The organism is Paenibacillus sp. GCM10012306, assembly GCF_042649265.1.
GTDB lineage: Bacteria > Bacillota > Bacilli > Paenibacillales > Paenibacillaceae > Paenibacillus_AQ.
Genome location: NZ_JBHRYW010000002.1, coordinates 215,619 through 238,392, shown reverse-complemented (window position 1 = coordinate 238,392; position 22,774 = coordinate 215,619). Strand labels below are relative to the sequence as shown.

Here is a 22,774-nt window from a genome sequence, read left to right as displayed (position 1 = left end):
AATGCGCTTACATACATAAATGTGTTTTAATTAAAGAGACACTGCCAATCAATCCACAGTAAAGGAGAGTTCATACCGATGGAAATATCCTCTTTTTTGTTACCTAAAGATCAGGTTGCCTATATCACCTCCTCAATGTCCATGCTGGAAGCGCTGGAGAAATTGGAACAGCATCATTACACAGCGATCCCTATAATTGATGCCGATGGGAAATATGTAGGAACTCTATCGGAGGGTGACCTGTTGTGGAAGCTGAAGCGAACGCCAGGACTAACGTTTGAAACCATGCGTGAGGTGCAAATTAGCGATATCCAAAGGCATGTGCACAACGAGAGTGTATTTGTAAGAGCACAAATGGAAGATATGTTAACTCTGGCTGCCGATCAGAACTTTGTTCCTGTAATCGACGAGGACGAAGTCTTCATCGGGATCATCCGTCGAAAAGATATCATCGAATATTATACAAGCAATATCACAGATTAAAACACAAATACCCCCGGTCCCTCTTCACACTAAAGTGAGGTAGGCCGGGGGTATTGTATGGTTAAGGAATTACAGTTCTGTCAGAATAATCGTTCCTTGTGGCGTGATCGCCAGGGTATGCTCGTATTGTGCAGACAAACCGCCGTCAATAGTGCGGGCTGTCCAACCATCTGCATCCACCTTCGTACGGTAGCTTCCGGTATTCAACATAGGTTCAATGGTAAATACCATACCTTCTTTGAGGCGAGGCCCCTTCCCTGCGGGACCGTAATGCGGCACCTCTGGGGCTTCGTGCATCTCCGAACCGATTCCATGACCAATAAAGTCGCGCACCACCGAATAGCCGCTGGTTTCAGCAAAAGTCTGGATCGCATGTGCTACGTCCCCGATCCGATTGCCTGCCACCGCCTGCTCAATGCCGCGGAACAGCGATTCCTTCGTGGTATCCAGTAACTTTTGCGCTTCATCGCTGATGGTTCCCACTGCGTAAGACCAAGCCGAATCAGCTAGCCAGCCGTTCAGGTTCACCACCATATCGATTGTCACAATATCGCCTTCCTTCAAAGGCTCTTTCTTAGGAAAACCGTGGCAAATCACATCGTTGACCGATGCACAGGTCGCATAAGGATAACCATGGTAGCCTTTTTGTTCAGGCGTTGCTCCTTGGGACAGGATAAACTTTTCTGCAAACTCATCAATCTCCCAGGTAGTAATACCGGGCTTAATAATTTGCGCAATCTGCCGATGGCATTCGGCAAGAATCTTGCCGGCAGCCCGCATCTTCTCGATCTCTTCCATCGTTTTGATGATAATCATATATTCGCCTCTTTTTTGTACAGAACTCATTACTGATCATAATGGCTCTTGGTATGGTTAGTACTCCCCTTATATTATGAAAGAAAAACGGAAGAAATCCAAATTTTTTATGATTACATGTAAAACAGCTTCTATTTAAAAGCGGAAATAACGGGATGTTACGAGGATTCGAGGAACTTTCTTTGGATTAACACATAAGATATTAAAATCCAAAAGTAAAGGGATGTTTCTCTTGCCTCTAGAAGATATTCCCAACCTTACGCCTACCGTCCTCATTACCAGAGATGAAGCGCTTAACCTATTACTATCATCGATAGCGATTGAAGAATTAGGATTAGGCCATCTCATTAATGCCGAAGCGGAAAAAATTCAATATGCCCTTGGAACACTACCAGGGCTGACTAATCCGCCCTCTATAAGCGAACTGATTGCTATTAATGACAGTGTTCAAAATACTATGCAGGAAATCATTAAGAAAGAGATTCTCCTCGTGTTTAAAATGAAGTGCATCTTGGCGGCCCCTTCTTTAGTTGGTCCAACTGGACCGACCGGCCCTACGGGCCCAGCTGGTGGACCGATTGGGCCTACTGGGGTTACGGGGGCTATTGGGGCTACTGGTGCGACAGGTGCCACTGGTGCTAATGGCGCTGCGGGCGCTACGGGAGAGACAGGCGCTACTGGCGCCACTGGTGCGACGGGGGCTACCGGCGCCACTGGTGCGACGGGGGCTACCGGCGCTACGGGAGCTACTGGCGCTACGGGCTTCACTGGCGCCACGGGTTCCACTGGCGTCACGGGTTCCACCGGCGCTACTGGCGCCACGGGTTCCACCGGCGCTACTGGCGCCACGGGTTCCACCGGCGCCACAGGCTCTACTGGCGCCACGGGTTCCACTGGCGCCACGGGCTCTACCGGCGCCACAGGCTTGACTGGCGCCACGGGTTCCACTGGCGCCACGGGCTCCACTGGCGCCACAGGCTCTACCGGCGCCACAGGTTCCACTGGCGCCACGGGTTCCACCGGCGCCACAGGCTCTACCGGCGCCACGGGTTCCACTGGCGCCACAGGCTTGACTGGCGCCACGGGTTCCACTGGCGCCACAGGCTCTACTGGCGCCACGGGTTCCACCGGCGCCACAGGCTCTACCGGCGCCACGGGCTCTACTGGTGCCACGGGTTCCACCGGCGCCACGGGCTCTACTGGCTCTACTGGCTCTACGGGCGCTACGGGCGCTACGGGTTCCACAGGCGCCACTGGTGCGACAGGCGCAACTGGCGCTACGGGGGCGACGGGCGCTACTGGCGTCACTGGTGCTACCGGCGCCACAGGCTCTACTGGCGCCACGGGCTCTACTGGCGCCACGGGCTCTACTGGCGCCACGGGCTCTACTGGCGCCACGGGCTCTACTGGCGCCACGGGCTCTACTGGCGCCACGGGCGCTACGGGAGAGACAGGCGCTACCGGTGCCACTGGTGTGACAGGGGCTACTGGAGCGACAGGGGCTACGGGCGCCACGGGTACTACGGGCTCTACCGGCGCCACGGGTTCCACTGGCGCCACGGGTTCCACCGGCGCCACAGGTTCCACCGGCGCCACAGGTTCCACTGGCGCCACGGGTTCCACCGGCGCCACGGGCTCCACTGGCGCCACAGGCTCCACTGGCGCCACAGGTTCCACCGGCGCCACAGGTTCCACTGGCGCCACGGGTTCCACTGGCGCCACAGGTTCCACCGGCGCCACAGGTTCCACCGGCGCCACGGGCTCGACTGGCGCCACAGGCTCTACTGGCGCCACGGGTTCCACCGGCGCCACAGGCTCTACTGGCGCCACGGGTTCCACCGGCGCCACGGGTTCCACCGGCGCCACAGGCTCTACCGGCGCCACAGGCTCTACCGGCGCCACGGGTTCCACCGGCGCCACGGGTCCCGGGGCGATCATTCCGTACGCATCGGGTACACCAATCTCTATGACAACTATTGCTGGCGGGTTAATCGGCTCAACAAGCCTTGTAGGCTTTGGTAGCTCTGTAACAGGTGTCAGCGCTGCAGGTGGGAGCATCGATTTGACCGGTTCTTCAGGCACTCTGCTTAACTTTGCGTTTCAATGCTCCCGGCCCGGCACAATTACGAGCATAGCCGCCTTCTTTAGCACAACGTCCGGACTTTCACTTGTCGGCTCATCGATTACAATTACAGCTCAATTATATAGGTCAGCTACCCCCAATAATTCCTTTATACCGATTCCTGGAGCTAGTGTAACTTTAGCCCCTGCACTCACAGGAATTGTCCCTACTGGTCAGATTAGTAACGGGTTATCATCCGGTTTATCTATAGCTGTTGCAGCCCAGGATAGCCTGCTCATGGTCTTCTCCTCAACTGCTTCCGGTCTAAGCCTGTTGAACACCATTGGTGGATATGCTAGGGCAGGTGTCACCATCAGCTGATACATTTATAATATTAGGATCTTCCAATGATCCTTTAACAATAGAGCTGGTTCAAAGATCTCAATAGATCCGTGAGCCAGCTCTGTTTTGTTTTTTTTACATAGTAATTTTCAAAAAAAACTCATATTTAAGCATCTACAGTATAGAAATTACAATAATACTCTTTACTCTGTAAAACCCTCAAAGGAGATGCTAAAATGACTACCGTATCGCTTTGCATGATTGTTAAAAATGAAGAAAAGAGCATCGAACGCTGTCTGGCAAGCGTGAGGCCGTTCGTGGATGAAATGATTGTCGTCGATACAGGTTCGACAGATCAGACGATACAGCTCTGTCAGAGTGCTGGAGCACAGGTTTACAGTTATGAATGGAATAATCATTTTGCAGAAGCCCGTAATTATAGTCTGGAGCAAGCGACCGGCGATTGGATTCTATGGATGGATGCAGACGAGGTACTGGATGTATCTGCCGCTGGAAATTGGAAGGAACGGTTGACGGTGGCAGACGTGCCGTTGTTTAATGTTCACTTAGTAAATTATATAGGTGAAACTCCTGACCCCAATGAGACATTTCATATTGCACATACCCGGTTATTTCGCAACAAAATCGGACTGCGTTTTATATACCCTATTCATGAAACGCTAAATGTCGAAGAGATATTGATTGGGGAAAAAGCCCCCCGCAGCATCGAGCAAATCGAAGACCTGTTCATCTACCACTATGGCTACCTTCAGCCCTATGTCACAGCCAAACAAAAAAATGAGCGGAATCTAACGCTTCTGCTTCAGGAATGGAATAGCGAGAACAGCAATCCCTGGACGGAATACCATCTAGCCAGTGAATATTATCGGACTGGTCAATATGAGCAAGCCTATAATTTTGTGAATTTGTCCATCGCCCGTTTTTTGAATAGCGGTAAATTACCGCCTTCCTTGCTATACAATCTGAAATACTCTTGCCTGATTATTGTGGATAGTCTGGAGAACGTTCCAACAGGCATTGATAAAGCCATTAAGCTGTACCCAGACTATATCAATTTGCATTTCTATAAAGGAGTCGCCTTGTTCAAAAGTAAAGAATACTCATCGGCTATAGAACTATTCGAGCAATGCATTCTCATGGGAGAAGACAATATCAGTCACTTGATTTTAAAAGGTTCTGGCAGCTTTCACGCCTGGTATTACAAAGGCAAATGTCTGGAACAATTGGAAGAGCCTAAACTCGCTGCTGAAGCTTATGAAGAAGCGTTAAAGCTCTATCCGAACTACACGCTGGCCCAAGAAGCGTTAGCCCAACTGGTCGTCTGAATTCTGCTCTCATCAAAATATAAGCGGTCGTTAAAAAACAAAGCTCCGGCACATTGCCCGGAGCTTTGTTAATTCCACTGTCTATTCTATCTTTCTATACGCTATGAAAATTAAGCCCTGACGTTACCGCCTTGACATATCCGGCGCGGATGACAAAGTCGCCAAAGTGCTCGCCCGTATGACGTTCTTTGGCATAACGGTGAAGCATCGGCGTAAGAAGCGAAAGAATCTCATCCTCGCCGATATTTTCCCGGTAAATCTTGTTCAGCCGATCGCCAGTGAAGCCTGCGCCCAGGTACATATTGTATTTGCCCGGTGATTTGCCGATGAACGAAATTTCACCCAGTGCCGGACGGGCACAGCCATTCGGGCAACCAGTCATCCGAATAACAATTTCCTTGTCACGCAGACCTGCCTCGTCAATCACCAGCTCCAGCTTATCGAGCAGCAGCGGCAGATAACGCTCGGCTTCCGCCATCGCCAGACCACAAGTCGGGAGGGCCACACAAGACAGAGAGCTTCTCCGCAGTGCCGAATGATGGGCACCATCGGTCAGCCCGTATTGCTGAACCAACTCCATAATCTTGCGTTTCTTCGCTGTAGTGATGTTGGCAATAGTCAAATTCTGATTCGGGGTCAGCCGGAAATCTCCGGTATGGATCTTGGCAATTTCCCGGAGGCCAGTCATCAGCTCATAGCCTTCCTGATCATGAATCCGTCCGCTCTGCACGTAGAGTGTCAGGTTCCAGCGGCCATTATTACCTTTTATCCAACCGTAACGATCGCCGTTATGCTCAAAGTTAAAATCGCGTGCCCCCTCCAGCTGCCAACCCAGCCGATCATGCAGCTCTTCTGTGAACCATTCGATGCCGTGACGGTCGATGGTGTATTTGAAACGGGCGTTCTTACGTACGGAGCGGTTACCATAGTCACGCTGAATCGTCACCGTCTTCTCAGCGACATCAATCATCTGCTCCGGCTTGCAGAAGCCGATAACCCGGCCAAGCTGCGGATAAGTGCTAGTATCGCCATGGGTCATTCCCATCCCGCCGCCCACAGTGACATTGAAACCAACCAGCTTATTATCTTCAATAATAGCGATGAATCCCAGGTCCTGCGAGAATACATCTACATCGTTAGAAGGCGGTACGGCCAGGCCAATCTTGAATTTACGCGGCAAGTAAACCGGACCGTAGATCGGTTCTACCTCCGGTTGGTCTGCGAGGCTGTCCACAACCTTTTCCCCGTCCAGCCAGATCTCATGATACGCCGGTGTGCGCGGAGACAGATGATCGCTGATTCGTCTTGCCCATTCATAGACCTCACCGTGTACATCCGACTGATAGGGATTAGGGTTACTCATGACATTACGGTTCACGTCACCACATGCCGCCAGCGTTGTCATCAGTGAATCGTTGATGCTCTTGATCGTCTTTTTCAAATTCCATTTCAGAACTCCATGCATTTGAAAAGCCTGTCTCGTCGTTATCCGTAGTGTGCCATTGCCGTATAACTGGGCTAGTCTGTCCAATTCCAACCATTGGGCCGGTGTCGCCACCCCGCCGGGAGCTACGACCCGCAACATGAACTGATAGGCCGGCTCCAGCTTTTGCCGCTCCCGTTCATTGCGCAGATCACGGTCATCCTGCATGTAGCTGCCGTGGAATTTCAGCAGACGGTTGTCATCCTCCGGCAAGCCCCCGGTTATCGGATTCTGCAGGGTCTCCACCAAGGCGCCCCGTAAATAATTGCTCTCACTCTTTATATGTTCAACATCGCTTGGCGGACCGCCAATAGGCGTTACCGATAATTTATTCGCCAATGCTGCCATCTCCTCTCGCAGATCATCCCGGTGTCCTCTTTGGACCCTGTATATCAATATACATCACGCTGATAGCGCTGCTCCTGCTGCATCTGCTCTAGATAAGCGGCAGCATCCTCGGGGCTAAGCCCGCCTTCCTGCTGAATAACCGTGATCAGTGCAGTATGGACGTCATGGGCCATATGCTTCTCGTCACCGCAAACATAGACATGTGCACCCTCTTGCAGCCATTGATACAGCTCGTGGCTTTTCTCCAGCAATCGGTGCTGAACATATACCTTCTCTTCTGTATCACGGGAAAATGCCACGTCCAGCTTCGTCAGTACACCGTCCTTCAGCATCCGCTGCCAATCGGTCTGGTACAGGAAGTCCGTCACAAAGTGACGGTCTCCGTAGAACAGCCACGATTTCCCTTCAGCACCAAGCTCCTCTCGCTCCTCCAGGAAGGAACGGAACGGCGCTACGCCCGTACCCGGTCCAATCATGATAATCGGAGCGTCCCCACTAGCCGGGAGCTTGAAGTTGGGATTGTTTTGGATGTAAATCGGCAAAGTATCGCCCGGCTGCACCCGCTCTGCGCAATGTACGGAGCATACACCATACCGCTCCCGGCCATGGGTCTGATAACGTACAGCACGAACGGTGAAGTGGACCTCGTCCGGATTCGCATTATAGCTGCTTGCAATGGAGTACAGACGGGCTGGCAGCTTGCGCAGGATTGGTACAAAGCTGCGGGCTGGTGCCTCCCAAGGCCCGAAGTCTTGAACCAGATCCAGCAGATCACGCCCATGGATATATTCTTTTAGCTCCTGCTTGCGTTCAGGCGACAGAAGTTCCTGAAGCCCGGTGCCTCTGGAAAACTGTACCGCCTGCTCCAGCAGCGGCTTGGTCAGCACTGTTATCTCATAATGATATTTGAGCGCATCTAGCAAAGCGCCTTCGTCACCCTTTTTATTGAAAGGAACCGTCTCTTCCGCTTTCCAACCGAAGGCTGCGATAATCTCGTCAACCAGCTGCGGATGATTCTCAGGATAGACTCCAAGGGAGTCACCCGGCTCGAACTGCAGATTGGAACCGGCAAGTGACAGCTCCAGATGCCGTGTCTCACGATCTGAGCCGCGTCCGTTCAGATTAATATTCTCAAGAATTTCAGCCTGAAAAGGATTGCTACGTGAATATTGCGATGGATCTTGCCCTGGCGCCTGGTCCGCTGCCTTTACGGCTTCCGTAGCAATAGCGGTGGGATGAAGACGTTCTTGAAAAGATTGCAGTACACCTTCAATCCATTCCGCTACCGGCTCATCATAATCCAAATCGCAATCTGTACGCGGGTACAGGCGCTGTCCTCCTAGCTCCTCCAGACGCTGGTCGAAGTCCTTACCCGTCTGGCAGAAAAATTCATAGGAAGTGTCTCCCAACGCCAGAACTGAGAAGCGTAAATGCTCAAGTCCCGGTGCTCTCTTGCTATAGAGGAATTCATGAAGTGCCCGGGCATTATCCGGTGGCTCTCCTTCGCCATGCGTGCTGACCAGAACCAGCAAATTCTCCACTTTCTTTAATCCATTCGGCTTGAAGCTGTTCATAGAAGACAGTGTGACCTGGAATCCCTGCTCCTCCAGCTTGCGGGACAGGCTGCCGGCCAGCCGCTGGCAGTTGCCTGTCTGTGAGCCGAACAATACTGTCACCTCTCGGGAAATGGACTGCTGACTGATCGGGGCAACACTCTCTTCGACCAGAACAGGCGGAGATGACAAAACCTCAGTTGCCGGCACTGCTGCCTGGAGAGCAGACAGGTAGCCGCTGAGCCATACTTGCTGCGAAGGCGTCAAGGTTGGCAGCAGACGATTGAGTAGCTCTGCCTGCTCCGGGGTAAACGGACTGTTAGTGACTTGTAATTGCAACAATATCCACCTCTCCTAAACAAGAAATCTTGCTCCGTATACAGGGCTGATACAACCCTATATCCTCACATCATGGATTCAGGCTAACACATTAAATGGAAACGGGCAATGAACTGTAATTCCGCTATTTTTTGTATAATCATGCAATATTGCCTATTAATCGCCAAAAAACGATCGAAATCATAGTAAATCACCCCGTTTTCCCCTACTTCATTACAATAAGTAATAAGTTGTATTAGATAAATTGATAAACGAAACTAACAGTTAATACCTCCAAAATAAAAAAAGGATAGGCTGAGGCCTACCCTTGTTCGTGCAAACTAAATTAGTTTCATCTATATATTAGGACAAGTTCATTATTCAGCGCTGGTAAAAGTACTTTTGTTCGCTGCCAGTACCGCCTTCAAGCTAATGGGTGCTTGCCCTGTCAAATCTTTAACAGTCGTTGTGACTTGGTCATATTCGCCTTTGGAAGAAGCCGTCTGGAACGAAGCAAATACTTGTGCCGCTCCATTAGGCAGTCCGGCAGCTTCATAGATGCCTACCAGCTGCTCCGTAGTCAGTGGAACGAATGTAATGTCTTGACCGGTGAACTCACTGGCGATTGCAGCAATTTCTTCGCCTGTCAATGCTTCTGGACCCGATACATCCAGCGTCCGATGTCCCGAGAAGGAGGATACCAGTGCAGCTGCCGCAGCATGAGCGCAGTCTTCACGTGTAACATAGGCGGTCGCGCCGTTACCGGTAGCAGCTGCATATTGCCCGGATGCTGCCGCTTGCTGCAGCGCAGGAATCAAACTATGGGTATAGAGGTGATTACGGAGAATAGTGTAGGACAAGCCGCTACTCTTGATCTTCTCTTCCGTAGCGTAGTGATCTCCTGCCAGAAGACAAGCTGTACCCGATTCTGGGTTAGGTAGCGAGGTATATACCAGATGCTCCACACCCGCTTGAACTGCTGCTTCGATAGCATTGAGATGCTGCTGCACACGCTGGCCGGGAACATCAAGTGCATCGGTGCTGATCAGCAATAGTCGTTTAGCTCCGGCAAAAGCTTCGGGTAGACTCGCTGGCTGGTCAAAGTCCGCCTGACGAACAATTACTCCACGTTCCGCAAGACCGGACAGCTTCTGCGGATCACGACTTGTAACAATAATTGGGCCCTGATGATGCTCAAGTAGCCATTCGATGGCCAATTGCCCCAGCTGTCCGTTTGCACCTGTAACCAATACCGCTTCATTTGTTTGACTCATACTCTATTCCTCCCGAGTGGTGGTTTAATCACTAACTTGTAATCATTATAGTTACAGGTTTGTACATTGTCAACTCTATTCAAAAAAGAGAAGCCCCCCGCTGATTTATTCCAAATCGGCTCAGGAGACTTCTCTGATTAATGATATTAAAATACGTTTTGATTCACATAATCCGCTTCAACTGACCTACAATCATATAACAAAGAACCAGTACAACCCCCGCATTGATCGCTACATCCGCAATATTAAGAATGCCGTTACTGCGGCCGAAAACCAGAAAGTCTGTTACCTTGTTGAACAGCACACGGTCTATAGCATTACCGATCGCCCCGCCGACCAGAAATCCAGCAGCTGCATTCAGCAGATGACCACGAATCTCGCCTTTACGACGATAATAAAAGATAGCGGCGACAAAGCCTGCCGCAACGATGACAAAGTATCGACCATAGCCCTGAAAGGAGCTGAACGCTGCACCACTATTTTCATAGAAGGTGAATTTCAGGAAATGGGTCCAGAACGGGATCGTCTCCCCAACCTCCATATGGGTGCGCACCAGCCATTTTGACACTTGATCAACAAGAATTACGAGTGCAGATATCAAATAAAAAATCACCGGTTGCCAGCCTCCTTTTAACCCTTAATTTAAAAACCAGGTCTTGCCCTGATGTGCTATCTATAAACCTAATCGTAACCCGCCTAAAAAACAAGCCTGTCCATTACTTTAGCACAATTGCAACGCCGTTACTCATCATTAGGGCTCGCCATTTAGGGCGAAGATTCCTTTACTAATCAACAATCTTTTGTAATCATCAAACTTTGGCTTCATCCGTTTCTCACCAAAAAAAGACAAGCCCCATCAGGACTTGTCTTCTTCCTTCTCCGGAGTATTGTCCGGAAACAATACTTCACCGCTGGCCTGTCTAATCTTCACAATCTCTTCGAGTGTCTGCGACAACTCGCCAGGCGGATACGGCTTGGTAAGATATTTTTGGATAACGTTATTAAGTGCGTTTTTATCCGATTTATCCAGGGCCGAGGATATCACCAGCGGGATCGTCTCGGTTCGCTGATCTTCCTTGAGCATACGGATAAGATCCCAGCCATCCAGTTCGTCACCAAGCATCAGATCAATTACGATAGCTACGAACGGCGTCTTCAGCGCCTGATCAAACGCTTTTTGCGGATGGTAGTGATGGGTGACCCGGAAGCCCTTACCCTTCAGTTCCTCCGACAACAGCAGCGAGAGGCTGTAATCATCCTCCACGATCATGACATTGGGCTTAGCTTCCTTGTCCGGATTCCATCTGCCCCCGTCTTCTTCGTATTGCTTTCGCTCGGAGTAGAGATTCGGGAGACTGAACCAGACCGTAGTTCCTTTGCCCTCGACAGATTCGATGCCGATCTCACCCTTCTGCTTGTCGATGATCTCCTTACAGATAGCGAGGCCTAGCCCTGTTCCGCCAATACGCTTCGAAGCGCTATTGTCTACTCTTCTGAATTTCTGGAATAAGTGTCCGATCTGATCCTTCGGAATCCCTAGACCATGATCCTGAATTCTGACCACGATTCGGTCTTCCTCATTATGCAAGTGAACATTCACCTCATTGCTGTCTGGCGAGAACTTGATGGCGTTACTCAGCAGGTTCGTGAGCACCTGAATGATTTTGTCTCTGTCTACTTCCACTTCGGAATTAAATGCTTCGTCTACCAGTAGCACATTATGTGAACCTAGCTTGTATTGGTCCAGTACACCCAGCACAATCTCACTCAGGTTCGCAGATTCTGTAGCATAGTGCTGCTTGCCAGATTCCATACGCTGAAGATCCAGGAAATCATTGATCAGTTCAGTTAATCGCTTCGCTTCCTTGTGAATCGTCTCCAGATATTTCAGCTGCTTCTCCGGCTTCATCGTTCTGGCCAGCAATAGCTCGGTGAATCCCAGTACGCTTGATAACGGTGTTCTCAGCTCATGACTGACCGTGCTGACCAGTTCCGATTTCATCAGGTCCAGCTCATATTCCCTTGTAATATCACGATGTACAAACAAGGTGCCAATTCGTGCATCCCGCCGGAACACCGGTATAGCATATACATCAATATGCTTCACTGACTCGGTTCCGATCGAATACCGCATACTGGCCGATTCCGTCGTCTCTTCATCCAGTGCATTCTGGAAGAAATCGCGGAGGTCGTTCGATTCGTTGGCAGCCTGCATGAAATGGGACATCCACTCTTCTTTTGATGAATGACCGCCTTCAGTCCATCTGCTGTAATCAGTCATTTGACATAACGCTTTATTAACATGGAGCACTGTACCTTCGGCATCTACGAACTGAATCCCTTCATTCACATTGTTGACGATGTCCTGATTCAGTTTCCGGGCATGCTCGATTTCTTCATACATGAACAACCGCTCAATAGCCAGTGACACCCGGTTCATCAGACCCTGGACCTCATTCAGCTCTTCATCACTAAAGGATAGACCGATCCGGCTGCCGCAGAAGATGGCTAGTATCTCATCCTCGGCATTGACTACTTTCGTATAGAAATCATAACAATACAACTGATTCGGCGCGATTCCCTGTTCTGCTTCGGTAGCCGGGCGTTTAATGACATAGGCGCTTTCTGTTTGCAAACGGTGCAGCATCTCGCTGCAGTGGCTTTGCACATAACGCTCGATTCGGTCCTCAGGAATACCTTTGGCCGCATAGATTGTATCTTTGGCAAGCAAAAAGAAGCTTGAATCAAAGGAATAAAGCCGGTTCATAAATTGTAAGAACTTTTCGGTAAATTCATTTTTGTTAAGCGTATAGGAAATATCATGATTGAGCTGATTGTTGAGCTCCAGCATGGTCTTCGTCTGTTCCGTTGCCTTGAGCGTCAGCGCGAGCTGCTGCTGAATACTCTTCAGTGAAGTGATGTCGCTGGCAATCAGGATATACTGATAGATAATGCCTTCACTATTGAGATAAGGAACGATAGTCAGGTTCAGCCAGGTCGTGGCACCGGACTTCGTTTGCAGCCCGACTTCGTGGGTCCAGACACCACCACTTTTCAGTTTACGATACATTTGCTGCATGTCTTGCGCCAACATATCTGGCATCTCGAAGAGCTTGTACGTAAAACCAATAATCTCGGAGTTTCGGTAGCCCGTATAACTGCTCAGATTGTCATTGGCATACGTAAAGACACCTTTTGCAGAGAGAATACCCACAGCTGCCGATTGATCCAATGCCTTCATCATACTTTCAATTTCATTAAGCGAGCGCTGCAGCCTATTCTGCTGATCATGAAGCTCGTCCTGCTGGGCGTGCAGCTCTTCATTCTGCATCATCAATTCTTCTTCTTTATCCTGAATGCTGTGCGCCATATCCAGGAATGCATTGTACAGACGCCCAATCTCATCCTTCTGGTGCATAGTACCGAGCAGAATTTGTTCCCCGGCTGCCAGCGAATGAGTCGCCTCTTCCAGCTTCAAGATGGGTACAATCAGATTCCTGAGAATTCGCCAAACCAGCAGAGTGAAGAATAAGAGAATCGCCGTACTGAACAGAAAAGCAACCACCGTAAACTCATTAGCCTTGTGAATGGAGTTCTTGGCCATCTCATTCAATGCAATGTCCGCACGATGTTGATATCCCTTCGTGTAATCAAGAAATTCATTGACTTTAGCCGTAGTGCTCTCTCCCGAGTTCGCTCTAAGCGCTTTATAATTGCCTTCTTCTGCCAGTTTAAGCGCTCCTGGCAGGAGTTTGTATTTGTACTCGGTGTAAAAAGCCTTTAGATCATCCCGATACTTCGCTTCTTCTTTTGACAATGTAAGCTGAGAATAGTCTTTCAACACACCGTCAAAATCACGGAGTGCCTGATTCAGCAGCAGCAATTCATTTTCATTGTTCAGCGCGATATATCCTCTGGCCCGCAGAAAGATCTCATTAAGATTATCCGCGAGTTGATTGATCGTCTGCGTCTTCTTGTGCAGTGTCTCCCTGTTGGAGTTCAGCTTCTCCTGTTCTTTGTTGATATACAGGAAAAAGGCCATGCCACACAAGATGATCAGCGCGAACACAGTCGCAATGATGCGAAAATATCGGTTCTTCAGGCTGGTGCTTCCGAAGCGGTTCTTTTGGGTCACTTCAGGATCCCCTCCACGACTTGCAACAGCTCTAATGGGCTGAACGGCTTGGGCATGAAGTAGCGCACACCTGCCTCAATCGCCCGGTTGCGGTCCACTTCCTGTGCCTTCGCGGTCAGCATCAGAACCGGGGTACTCTGTTTCTTCTCATTATCCAGCTGTCCGAGCACCTCGATCCCTGTCATCTTCGGCATCATATAATCCAGAATGACCAGATCATACGTATCTTCTTCCAGCTTTACTAGCGCATCCTCACCGTTCTCTGCTGTATGGATCTCCACGTCCTCCAGATCCTCTAACGTGTCCGTAATCAACATGCGCAATACTTCTTCGTCGTCTACCACCAATACTTTTTGCATCCTAACCTCCACTTGTTTAGCTTCTTGGTTGTCATCGCCTGCCACCTGCCTAGAACAGGAAGCGGAAAGCCAGACGTTCAATACGCAGCATCAGTTCGTTCATATCAAACGGCTTTATTACATAATCATCGGCACCCATCTGCAAAGCGTGAACAATATCTGCCTGATTATTTCGCCCAGTCAACATAATCACGACAATATTCTCCTGCGGATAGTTCCCGCGAATGCGTTCCAACACCTCAATCCCGTCTAGCTCTGGCATGATGCCATCCAGTAGGACAATGTACTTCTCTTCACTGCTGTACCAGTCTGATTCCAAAAACTCGGGGCCGCTGGCATAACTGCTGATATTGACCTTGGCCATATTGGAGGGCTTCCAGCCCGCGAACTCACTGGTCACAATTCGGCGCACCAACGCATCGTCATCTATGATGATCACATTCAGCACAGAGTCAAATTTAGTAGCGAGCAGCTGCTGAGTGTATACTGTTGTCTGATTCCGGCCCCCATGCTTACTGGCATAAAGCGCCTTATCGGCTTCTTCCACCAGCTGTACGGCATGCTGTTCCCCGTCCTTAACTTCCGTTACACCACTGGAGAAGGTCACATTAAAGACCTGCTTTTTGGTACGGAACTCTTTTGTCGAAAAACGTCTCTGAATCCGCTCGACCACCAGCTTGGCGGAAGAGGCATCCGTATTGGGCAGGAAAAGAGCAAATTCCTCCCCGCCGTACCGGCAGAAAACATCCTCCACCCGGATGGAAGCCTGTACAAATTCTGCAAATGAGTGCAGAACCTCATCCCCGGCCAAATGCCCGTATGTATCATTAATGGCTTTGAAATGATCAAGATCTATAAGCACGAGCGAGAATACCCGATTTGTGCGTCTGTAATCCGATAGTAATTGCTTCATCGTCTGGTTGAAATGCTTGCGGTTAAAAGCACCCGTCAGCTCATCGACAATGATCGACTCCTGCCACTCTCTTTTCAGCTCAAACCGATTTTGGATCAGAGCCAGGAAGATATCAATATCAACCGGTTTTTTAACAAAATCCATGACACCAAGGGAATAGGCATGCATCTGTACCTCCTTGGAGTGCTCCGCGCTGATCATAATTATCGGAATCCGTTCTTTTTTGGCCTTGCCAATAATCTGATTCAGCACTTCAATCCCGCTCTGATCCGGCAGCATAATATCGAGCAGAATCATGTCCGGTTTGCTCTCGTAAAAGAACTTCAGGCCCCGCTCTGCAGACAATGCAATGCTGACATAGTAAGGATTTCGCTCCAGCGACTCTTTAAGGTAGGCTACAAGCTGCACATCATCATCAATAATCAGGATCTCATACTGTGGCCGGGCATCCTCTGTCTTTCCCTCTTCAGAGGGACCCGCGGTCTTCATCGTGGAAGTAGAGCTGTCGTTAAGCAAAGTTAGCAGCGGATACAAATGACGGCCCCATTCGAGTGACGACCACTCTCTTACGCTATCATCCCCAAACAATGGCAGCGTTTGCTCAGCCAGCTCCTCAATCTCCTTGAGTCCTACTGTTCCGGCTGTTCCTTTCAGGTTATGCAGGAACCGATGGATATCTTTTTCCTCCACTGAAGGCTGTTTCGACCATTCCTCCAGAGTCTGTCTGGTTCTCTGCTCAACCAAATCTTTATATTTACGTGTTGTCATAGCAACTCCTTTAAATACGGACATATCGCATCATATTGTTACCAAATTTTGAGTCTGTCAAAACTCCAGTTCATCATATTTTTAATGCATTGTCAATTAATATCCTTTGTGAAGAATGCGTCGGTATTAAAAAGTTGATCAACCTGACAAAAAACCTTTGGTTGAAGCTTGTAACATCATTTGCCATAATGGTTGAAATGATTATTTCCGCCCCAGTGGCGGAAGGACACACACATATAAGGGGAGGCTGTTTCGATTGAAGGGGATTATTACGGTATTGGGGAAAGACAAAGTTGGGATTATTGCCAAAGTATGTACCTATCTTGCTGAACACAATTTGAATATTCTGGACATTTCGCAAACCATTGTTCAGGACTATTTCAACATGATGATGATCGTCGAACTTACCGGAGCTACCAAAAGCTTTGAGGTAATTGTAGAAGAGCTGCAGCTGATCGGCACCGAAATTGGCGTTGAAATCAAGCTTCAGCACGAAGATATCTTCAATATTATGCATCGAATTTAGGAGGAGTAAGCTCATGATCTCACTTGTTGAAGTACAGGAAACGAATAAAATGATCCGCGAGATGAATCTTGATGTTCGTACCATCACCATGGGAATCAGCCTGATGGACTGCGCGCATAGTGATCTGAAGACCTTTAACCAGAACGTATATGACAAAATCACCCGCTCTGCCGAGAAGCTCGTCAAGACCGGTGAGGATTTGGAAAAGCAATTTGGAGTCCCTATCGTCAACAAACGGATCTCGGTAACCCCGATTGCCATTGCCGCAGGCTCGGTTCACACTGATACCTACGTACCGGTAGCTGAGGCTCTCGACCGGGCCGCTAAGGAAGTTGGCGTAAACTTCATCGGCGGTTTCTCTGCGCTGGTGCAGAAGGGCTGTACCAAAGGCGACCGCATCCTGATCGACAGCATCCCTGAAGCGCTGGCCGTCACTGAGCGTGTCTGCTCTTCTGTGAATGTCGGCTCGTCCCGCAGCGGCATCAACATGGATGCTGTGAAGTTGATGGGTGACATCATCCTTCAGACCGCCGAGCGCACCAAAGACAGAGACTCTATCGGCTGTGCGAAGCTGGTTGTCTTCTGCAACGCTGTGGAGGACAACCCCTTCATGGCTGGCGCTTTTCACGGGGTCGGCGAGCGCGAATGCGTTATTAATGTAGGCGTTAGTGGGCCTGGTGTCATTAAGCGAGCGCTGGAAGAGGTCAAAGGCCAGGATTTTGAAACCCTGTGCGAGACCATCAAACGGACGGCCTTCAAGGTCACACGCGTGGGACAGCTTGTTGCCCAGGAAGCTTCCAAGCGGATGGGCGTTCCATTCGGTATTATCGACCTCTCCCTTGCGCCTACACCGCTCATCGGAGATTCCATTGCTGAGATCTTCCAGGTGATGGGACTAGAAGAAGCTGGCGCACCGGGAACAACCGCAGCCCTGGCAATCTTGAATGACAATGTTAAAAAAGGTGGCGTCATGGCCTCCTCCTACGTCGGCGGACTCAGCGGTGCATTCATCCCGGTCAGTGAGGACCATGGCATGATTCAGGCTGTTCAGCGCGGTGCACTGACGCTGGAGAAGCTGGAAGCCATGACCTGCGTCTGCTCAGTAGGTCTGGATATGATTGCTATTCCCGGCAGCACTTCTAAAGAGACACTTTCGGGAATCATTGCCGACGAAGCAGCCATCGGCATGGTCAACAACAAGACCACAGCCGTGCGCGTCATCCCTGTCATCGGCAAGGATGTTGGGGAAATGGTCGAATTCGGCGGCCTGCTAGGCTATGCGCCCGTGATGGCCGTCAATTCGTTTAACTGTGCGGGCTTTGTGAACCGCGGCGGACGCATTCCGGCGCCGATTCACAGCTTTAAGAACTAGAGTTATGCTGTGCTAGAGGCAGCATTGGCTGCTCTAGCAAAGGCAGTACTGTAAGAGACAGTATTAGCTGGGGCAGGTGCTATCAAGGTAGCACTAGCAGAGCACGGCTGTCAGATGGCACAGGTGCTGTCAGTGGCAGCGCTATCCGAGGGTAGCGCTAGCTGGGGCAGCATAGGCTGCAACAGTAAGGCAGGATTTCTAACACACTAAGGACCTGCCTTATGAGTCTACTATCGCAACAGTGATTTTACGCGACAGTGATTTTACGCGACAGTGATTTTACGCGACAGTGATCTTCACTAACATGACAGCCTTACTTCATTAAATTAGAAAACGTAAAACTTAGCCAATTAGTCAATATCTAAGCCAGCCAAGCAGCGATTTCTCCCGTTATTGAGAAGCGCTGTTTGGCATTTTTGTTCCATTGTAGCCTGCTCATCAATATAGGCACGAGAGAAACTAGCCGATCTCAAACGTAATCCTCTCTATTCAAACAAAAGTTTATCCTCTATCTCAAGCATCCATCTCATGACTTTTGGGACATCCTCTCTCTTCGATCAATTGCCACGGCTGGAAGAACGAGGATTTTAGAAATAGATGCAAATCTGCACCTTAATTTGTATGAATGATTTCAATAAAGAAGATTAAGAGCAAAATTGCACCTTAATTCTTCTACTTTGCATGAAAAGAGGCTATATCAGAAGAATTAGAGTACATTAATGCACTTATTTACAAAATATATCGATTATTCCTTAAATTAAGGTGCCGAATTGCCATTATTTCGCGCGACGGGGCCATCAGCAACGGAGTCACAAACGACGATGCTACGAGCGACAGTTCCACAAGCGAAGGTCCTACGAACGACAGCACCACAAGCGAAGGCCCCACGAGCGACAGTGCCAGAAGCGAAGGTCCCACGAGCAAAAGTGTCACAAACGACAATGCTACGAACGACAGTGCCACAAGCGAAGGCCCCACGAACGACAGCACCAGCGACAGCACCACTACCAGCCACCTCATTGGCTCAAATCATGCAAAAGAGGATGCCCTCAGAGCTATAGCTTCTGGGACATCCTCTGTTTAAATAACAGGTCTTAATCGATTACCGTGATACCGAAAGCGGCATCTCGCTGATCAGGAATAGTAAAGGACACCGTCGTGCCTGCACCGGGCTGGCTCTCAATGATCAACCCTTTGCCATAGAGCCGCTTCAGCCGGCGGTTCGTATTCAGCAAACCAATACCACCTTTGCCATGCTGGGAGGGCTCGAGCAATGTTTCAACCTGATCAGGCCCCATGCCTTTTCCATCATCCTTGACTTCAATTCGTATTTCCCTGCCATGATGGGTAATGGAAATCTTGAGCATACCACCACGCGCCTGGCTAAGCAGCCCGTGTCTGACCGCATTCTCCACCAGAGGCTGAATCGTGAGCGGGGGCAGCTGTGGCCCGTTTACCTTGTCTCTGCAAATTTCCTCCTCAATCTTCCATTCCACGGACAATCTGTCCTCAAACCGTTCTTGTTCAATATAGAGGTATGCTCGGACAAGTTCCAGCTCATGCGCGAGCGGCACAAGCTCGTCGGCATTCAATAAATCGAAGTTAATCCTCAGATACGAAGTGAAGGCTTCCCCGAGCCGGGCCATTTTATCAGAATCGATGGTACTAAGGGCCAAAATAGAGTTCAGGGCATTGAACAGAAAGTGAGGTCGGATCTGCGCCTGGAGATAGGCTGCCTCCATTCGTAGCCGCTCATCAAGGGACTGCTTCAGCATCGTCAGCGCGCGTACGCGGTATTGCAGCTCCAACGCATCCACCGGCTTAATCACATAATCACTGGCTCCGGCCAGGAATCCGGTGTAGATGTCCTCCGGCTGAGCGCGGGCTGTCAGCAGCAGCACGGGAAGCTCCGATACGCTGTAACGCTCACGGATGATCCGGGTCAGTTCATAACCTGACATATGAGGCATCATGACATCGGCGATCACCAGATCCCAGCGCCCTCTGTCCAGCAGTTCCAGTGCTTCCTTACCGGACAATGCCGGCACCAGATAGTAATGGGCATCAGAGAGCATGCCGCCAAGCACCCGCAAATTGACGGGGTCATCATCTACCACCAAGATGTTCAGGCTGCCACTAGTAGAGAACGAGGTTGTTTCCTGTAATACCGGAACAATCGGCAGCGCGGCAATACTCTGAGTGTACGTAAGGCCGGATGGCTCCAGATCTTCCGCAGCAAGCGGAGCAACCACACCGTAGGTATGTAGCGTATCGATTGGCTCCGAATCACTAGCAACAGCCACTTTACCGCTGGAATCACTGTTTAAACCTGAGTACAATGGCATCGTGAACGAGAACACAGAGCCCTGCCCAGGTGCAGAATCCAGAACAAGTGTACCGCCGTGCAGTTCTACAAATTGCTTGCAGATGCTAAGCCCGAGTCCAAAGCCTCCTCCATCATTGATGCCAAGTGCACCCTGCTCATATGGCTTGAAGACTCTTTCAGCCGTTGCCTCATCCATACCTGCGCCAGTATCGGCCACACGGATGATAGCCTTGCCATTCACAATTTCCGCACTGACGGTTACCGCTCCAACATCCGTGTATTTGATCGCATTGTGCAGAAGGTTGATCAAAATTTGTACCAACCTCTTCTCATCGCCATACACCGCCGGAAAATCATCAGGGATATTCATCTCCATACGTAGCGGTTTACCATCCAGCAAGTAACCCAGCATAGCTACTACGCCCGGAACGACAGCCTGAAGCTGAAGGCGTTCCCTCCGCAGCACGATTTTCTTGTCCTGAAGCCTAGTGATATCCAGAAGATCGCCAAGGAGGCTAGACATTCTTCTGCTGATCGTAATCAATAGTTCCATATCTTTGACGCTTTTTGGGTTCATCCCCTGCTGTTCGTTGGTAATCACCGTTTGGGCGATGTTCATAATGCCATGCAGCGGCGTCCTTAGCTCATGCGAAGTGTTAGCCAGAAAATCATCCTTGACCTTATCTGCTTGACGAAGCCGTTCCGTCAATTCTGTATTCTCCTCCGCGTTGCGGAAATACCGCTTGAACCAGTAAGCACAGAAGCTGACGATAGCTGCAATCATATCGACCGGATAAAAAATACTGTCCACAACTCCTGCGTTTTGCAGCACACCCCAGATCACGCTGGAAGAAACGCCTGCTGCAGCCAGCAGCAGAAAAAGCACGTCACGCTGGGATTGAATGACCATCTTGGCAATTAGATAGACCACTCCGACCATCGGCAGTAAATAGATTAAGCCAAAAACTTTGAAATGGTAGGAGTACAAGACCCAGTTCGCGGGTGATACCAAAATAAACAAAACAAAAAGGACAAAACAAGCAACGTAAGTACGGAACAGGTACGTTCTGCCGTTATCGGCATTTTTGTGGAAGGTGCGGGTCAGTAAGAGCATGAAAAAGGAGATGGAAGCATAGGACAGCAGTCGGGTCTTTAGCCCCCAGGTATAGTTGATGGGCAGCCATAGCTGGAGCAGATTATCATGATCGGACGCGATCGAGAGTGCTGTCACTGTAAGCAGCATACAAAAGTAGATAAAACTTTTCTCCTTCGGATTAAAGAAGAATAGAATAACCGCGTACACACTATGTAGTAGCAGCACAATAAAAATGACCAGCTGAAATCCGATTGAATAAAGACGCTCCTTGTCGATAGCAGCCTGTGAACCAAATTTCACAGATTTAAGAATTCCACCCAAAGACGGGTTGTCGTAGTTGGCAGCCTGGACCAGCACATCAAGCTCCTGTTGTCCATTCGTTGTGTAGGTTATCGTATAGGAGCTTACACGAGACTGGGATTGATCCTTCCGTTCCGAAAACACGCCGAATGCAGACTGCTGCTCACCGTTGATGAAGATCGCTGAACTGGTTTCGATTTTACGGACCCAAAACGAGTACGGCTGGTTTAGCGGCTGATCTACCAAAATACGTAGGCGATATGTACCTCTCCCATAGGAGTTGGTCTTAGTGTCAGTGAACCCGCTCCTCCAATCCCCAGGGACCTTGACATGACTAGATGATTTCGGCAGATTTCCTTTCCCGTCTGACAGCAGCTTGTCAGGGTAGAATTCCCATTCTCCATCTAGTGTAATGGACCTGGAATCCTCGAAATTCCATCCCCTCATGTCCAGTATACCGTTCACTGCATGGGGAGTAGTCGGGGGTGCCTGGACCGCATACCAAATCAGCCGCAGCCCAAACAGTAGAGCAAGAGTGAGAAGAAGAATGAGTCCATGCTTTTTCAACGTATCAAGATTGGCTTTGGATATCATATAGTTGATCAGTTGACAGGAGAACTGTCTTTCCTTTTCTTTTAGTCTTTTCGTATCCTTTTTGGATAGAAAATCATCTCTCGATCAGCAGCAGGTGATAATGATGACTTTAGTCCCTGTGCTGAACAGTATTATACTTAATCTAGGGATTAAAGCATAGAAAAAAACATTTCTCCCAGAAATTCCAGATGAATCTATGATCAAGTTGTCATCCCCGGCCGGATACGAATAACATGAAAACTTCCTTTTAAAATAACGGATCTCTGCAATATTCTATAAGTAAACGGGAATCCTCCCGTTATTATGGGGACTTGGCCTAAAATCACTATAAACAAAAAAAATTAACTGGAGGGATTCCAG

15 protein-coding genes are annotated in these 22,774 nt (G+C 49.6%); 5 read left to right on the top strand and 10 right to left on the bottom strand.

The window, feature by feature from the left end:
* Nucleotides 1-78: 78 nt before the first annotated feature.
* Nucleotides 79-483 (top strand): CBS domain-containing protein, encoded by a 405-nt coding sequence (locus ACFORK_RS04740; protein WP_379196195.1) that lies wholly within the window; start codon nucleotides 79-81, stop codon nucleotides 481-483.
* Between the two features lie 69 nt (nucleotides 484-552).
* Here the strand turns inward: ACFORK_RS04740 and map are convergent, their stop codons facing one another.
* The gene (gene map, locus ACFORK_RS04735; RefSeq protein ID WP_379196193.1) at nucleotides 553-1,299 is read right to left on the bottom strand and encodes a type I methionyl aminopeptidase; all 747 of its coding nucleotides are present in this window, start codon (nucleotides 1,297-1,299) and stop codon (nucleotides 553-555) included.
* Between the two features lie 232 nt (nucleotides 1,300-1,531).
* Here map and ACFORK_RS29090 point away from each other — a divergent pair, with 232 nt between their 5' ends.
* A complete protein-coding gene (locus tag ACFORK_RS29090; RefSeq protein ID WP_483874835.1) occupies nucleotides 1,532-3,742 on the top strand; it encodes an exosporium glycoprotein BclB-related protein in 2,211 nt (736 codons plus the stop codon).
* 197 nt (nucleotides 3,743-3,939) lie between these two features.
* Nucleotides 3,940-5,049 (top strand): glycosyltransferase, encoded by a 1,110-nt coding sequence (locus tag ACFORK_RS04720; RefSeq protein WP_379196191.1) that lies wholly within the window; start codon nucleotides 3,940-3,942, stop codon nucleotides 5,047-5,049.
* 94 nt (nucleotides 5,050-5,143) lie between these two features.
* Here ACFORK_RS04720 and cysI read toward each other — a convergent pair whose 3' ends face one another.
* From cysI to ACFORK_RS04685, 7 genes are all read right to left on the bottom strand, one after another.
* A complete protein-coding gene (cysI, locus tag ACFORK_RS04715; protein ID WP_379196189.1) occupies nucleotides 5,144-6,871 on the bottom strand; it encodes an assimilatory sulfite reductase (NADPH) hemoprotein subunit in 1,728 nt (575 codons plus the stop codon).
* Between the two features lie 53 nt (nucleotides 6,872-6,924).
* Nucleotides 6,925-8,772: an assimilatory sulfite reductase (NADPH) flavoprotein subunit gene (locus ACFORK_RS04710; RefSeq protein WP_379197094.1), complete on the bottom strand. Its 1,848-nt coding sequence runs from the start codon at nucleotides 8,770-8,772 to the stop codon at nucleotides 6,925-6,927.
* 356 nt (nucleotides 8,773-9,128) lie between these two features.
* Entirely contained in the window at nucleotides 9,129-10,025 is an 897-nt protein-coding gene (locus ACFORK_RS04705) for an SDR family oxidoreductase (RefSeq protein ID WP_379196187.1), read from the bottom strand.
* A 163-nt stretch (nucleotides 10,026-10,188) separates the two neighbouring features.
* Nucleotides 10,189-10,638 (bottom strand): signal peptidase II, encoded by a 450-nt coding sequence (gene lspA / locus ACFORK_RS04700; protein ID WP_379196185.1) that lies wholly within the window; start codon nucleotides 10,636-10,638, stop codon nucleotides 10,189-10,191.
* A 243-nt stretch (nucleotides 10,639-10,881) separates the two neighbouring features.
* Complete coding sequence (locus tag ACFORK_RS04695) at nucleotides 10,882-14,160, bottom strand: ATP-binding protein (RefSeq protein ID WP_379196182.1); 3,279 nt, start codon at nucleotides 14,158-14,160, stop codon at nucleotides 10,882-10,884.
* Nucleotides 14,157-14,519 carry a response regulator gene (locus tag ACFORK_RS04690; protein ID WP_379196180.1) on the bottom strand — a complete coding sequence of 121 codons (363 nt, stop codon included), beginning with the start codon at nucleotides 14,517-14,519 and terminating at the stop codon, nucleotides 14,157-14,159. Before ACFORK_RS04690 ends, ACFORK_RS04695 begins: the two co-directional genes overlap by 4 nt.
* Nucleotides 14,520-14,568: 49 nt before the next feature.
* The gene (locus tag ACFORK_RS04685; protein ID WP_379196178.1) at nucleotides 14,569-16,200 is read right to left on the bottom strand and encodes a GGDEF domain-containing response regulator; all 1,632 of its coding nucleotides are present in this window, start codon (nucleotides 16,198-16,200) and stop codon (nucleotides 14,569-14,571) included.
* Nucleotides 16,201-16,456: 256 nt separating this feature from the next.
* On the opposite strand from ACFORK_RS04685, the gene ACFORK_RS04680 reads away from it, so the two are divergent.
* Together ACFORK_RS04680 and ACFORK_RS04675 are read left to right on the top strand one after the other, a co-directional pair.
* A complete protein-coding gene (locus ACFORK_RS04680) occupies nucleotides 16,457-16,726 on the top strand; it encodes an ACT domain-containing protein (RefSeq protein WP_175373564.1) in 270 nt (89 codons plus the stop codon).
* 16 nt (nucleotides 16,727-16,742) lie between these two features.
* Nucleotides 16,743-18,098 (top strand): PFL family protein, encoded by a 1,356-nt coding sequence (locus ACFORK_RS04675; RefSeq protein WP_312876365.1) that lies wholly within the window; start codon nucleotides 16,743-16,745, stop codon nucleotides 18,096-18,098.
* Nucleotides 18,099-18,827: 729 nt separating this feature from the next.
* Here the strand turns inward: ACFORK_RS04675 and ACFORK_RS04670 are convergent.
* Together ACFORK_RS04670 and ACFORK_RS04665 are read right to left on the bottom strand one after the other, a co-directional pair.
* The gene (locus ACFORK_RS04670) at nucleotides 18,828-19,118 is read right to left on the bottom strand and encodes a hypothetical protein (protein ID WP_379196175.1); all 291 of its coding nucleotides are present in this window, start codon (nucleotides 19,116-19,118) and stop codon (nucleotides 18,828-18,830) included.
* Between the two features lie 74 nt (nucleotides 19,119-19,192).
* Complete coding sequence (locus tag ACFORK_RS04665; protein WP_379196173.1) at nucleotides 19,193-22,414, bottom strand: ATP-binding protein; 3,222 nt, start codon at nucleotides 22,412-22,414, stop codon at nucleotides 19,193-19,195.
* Between the last annotated feature and the right edge of the window lie 360 nt (nucleotides 22,415-22,774).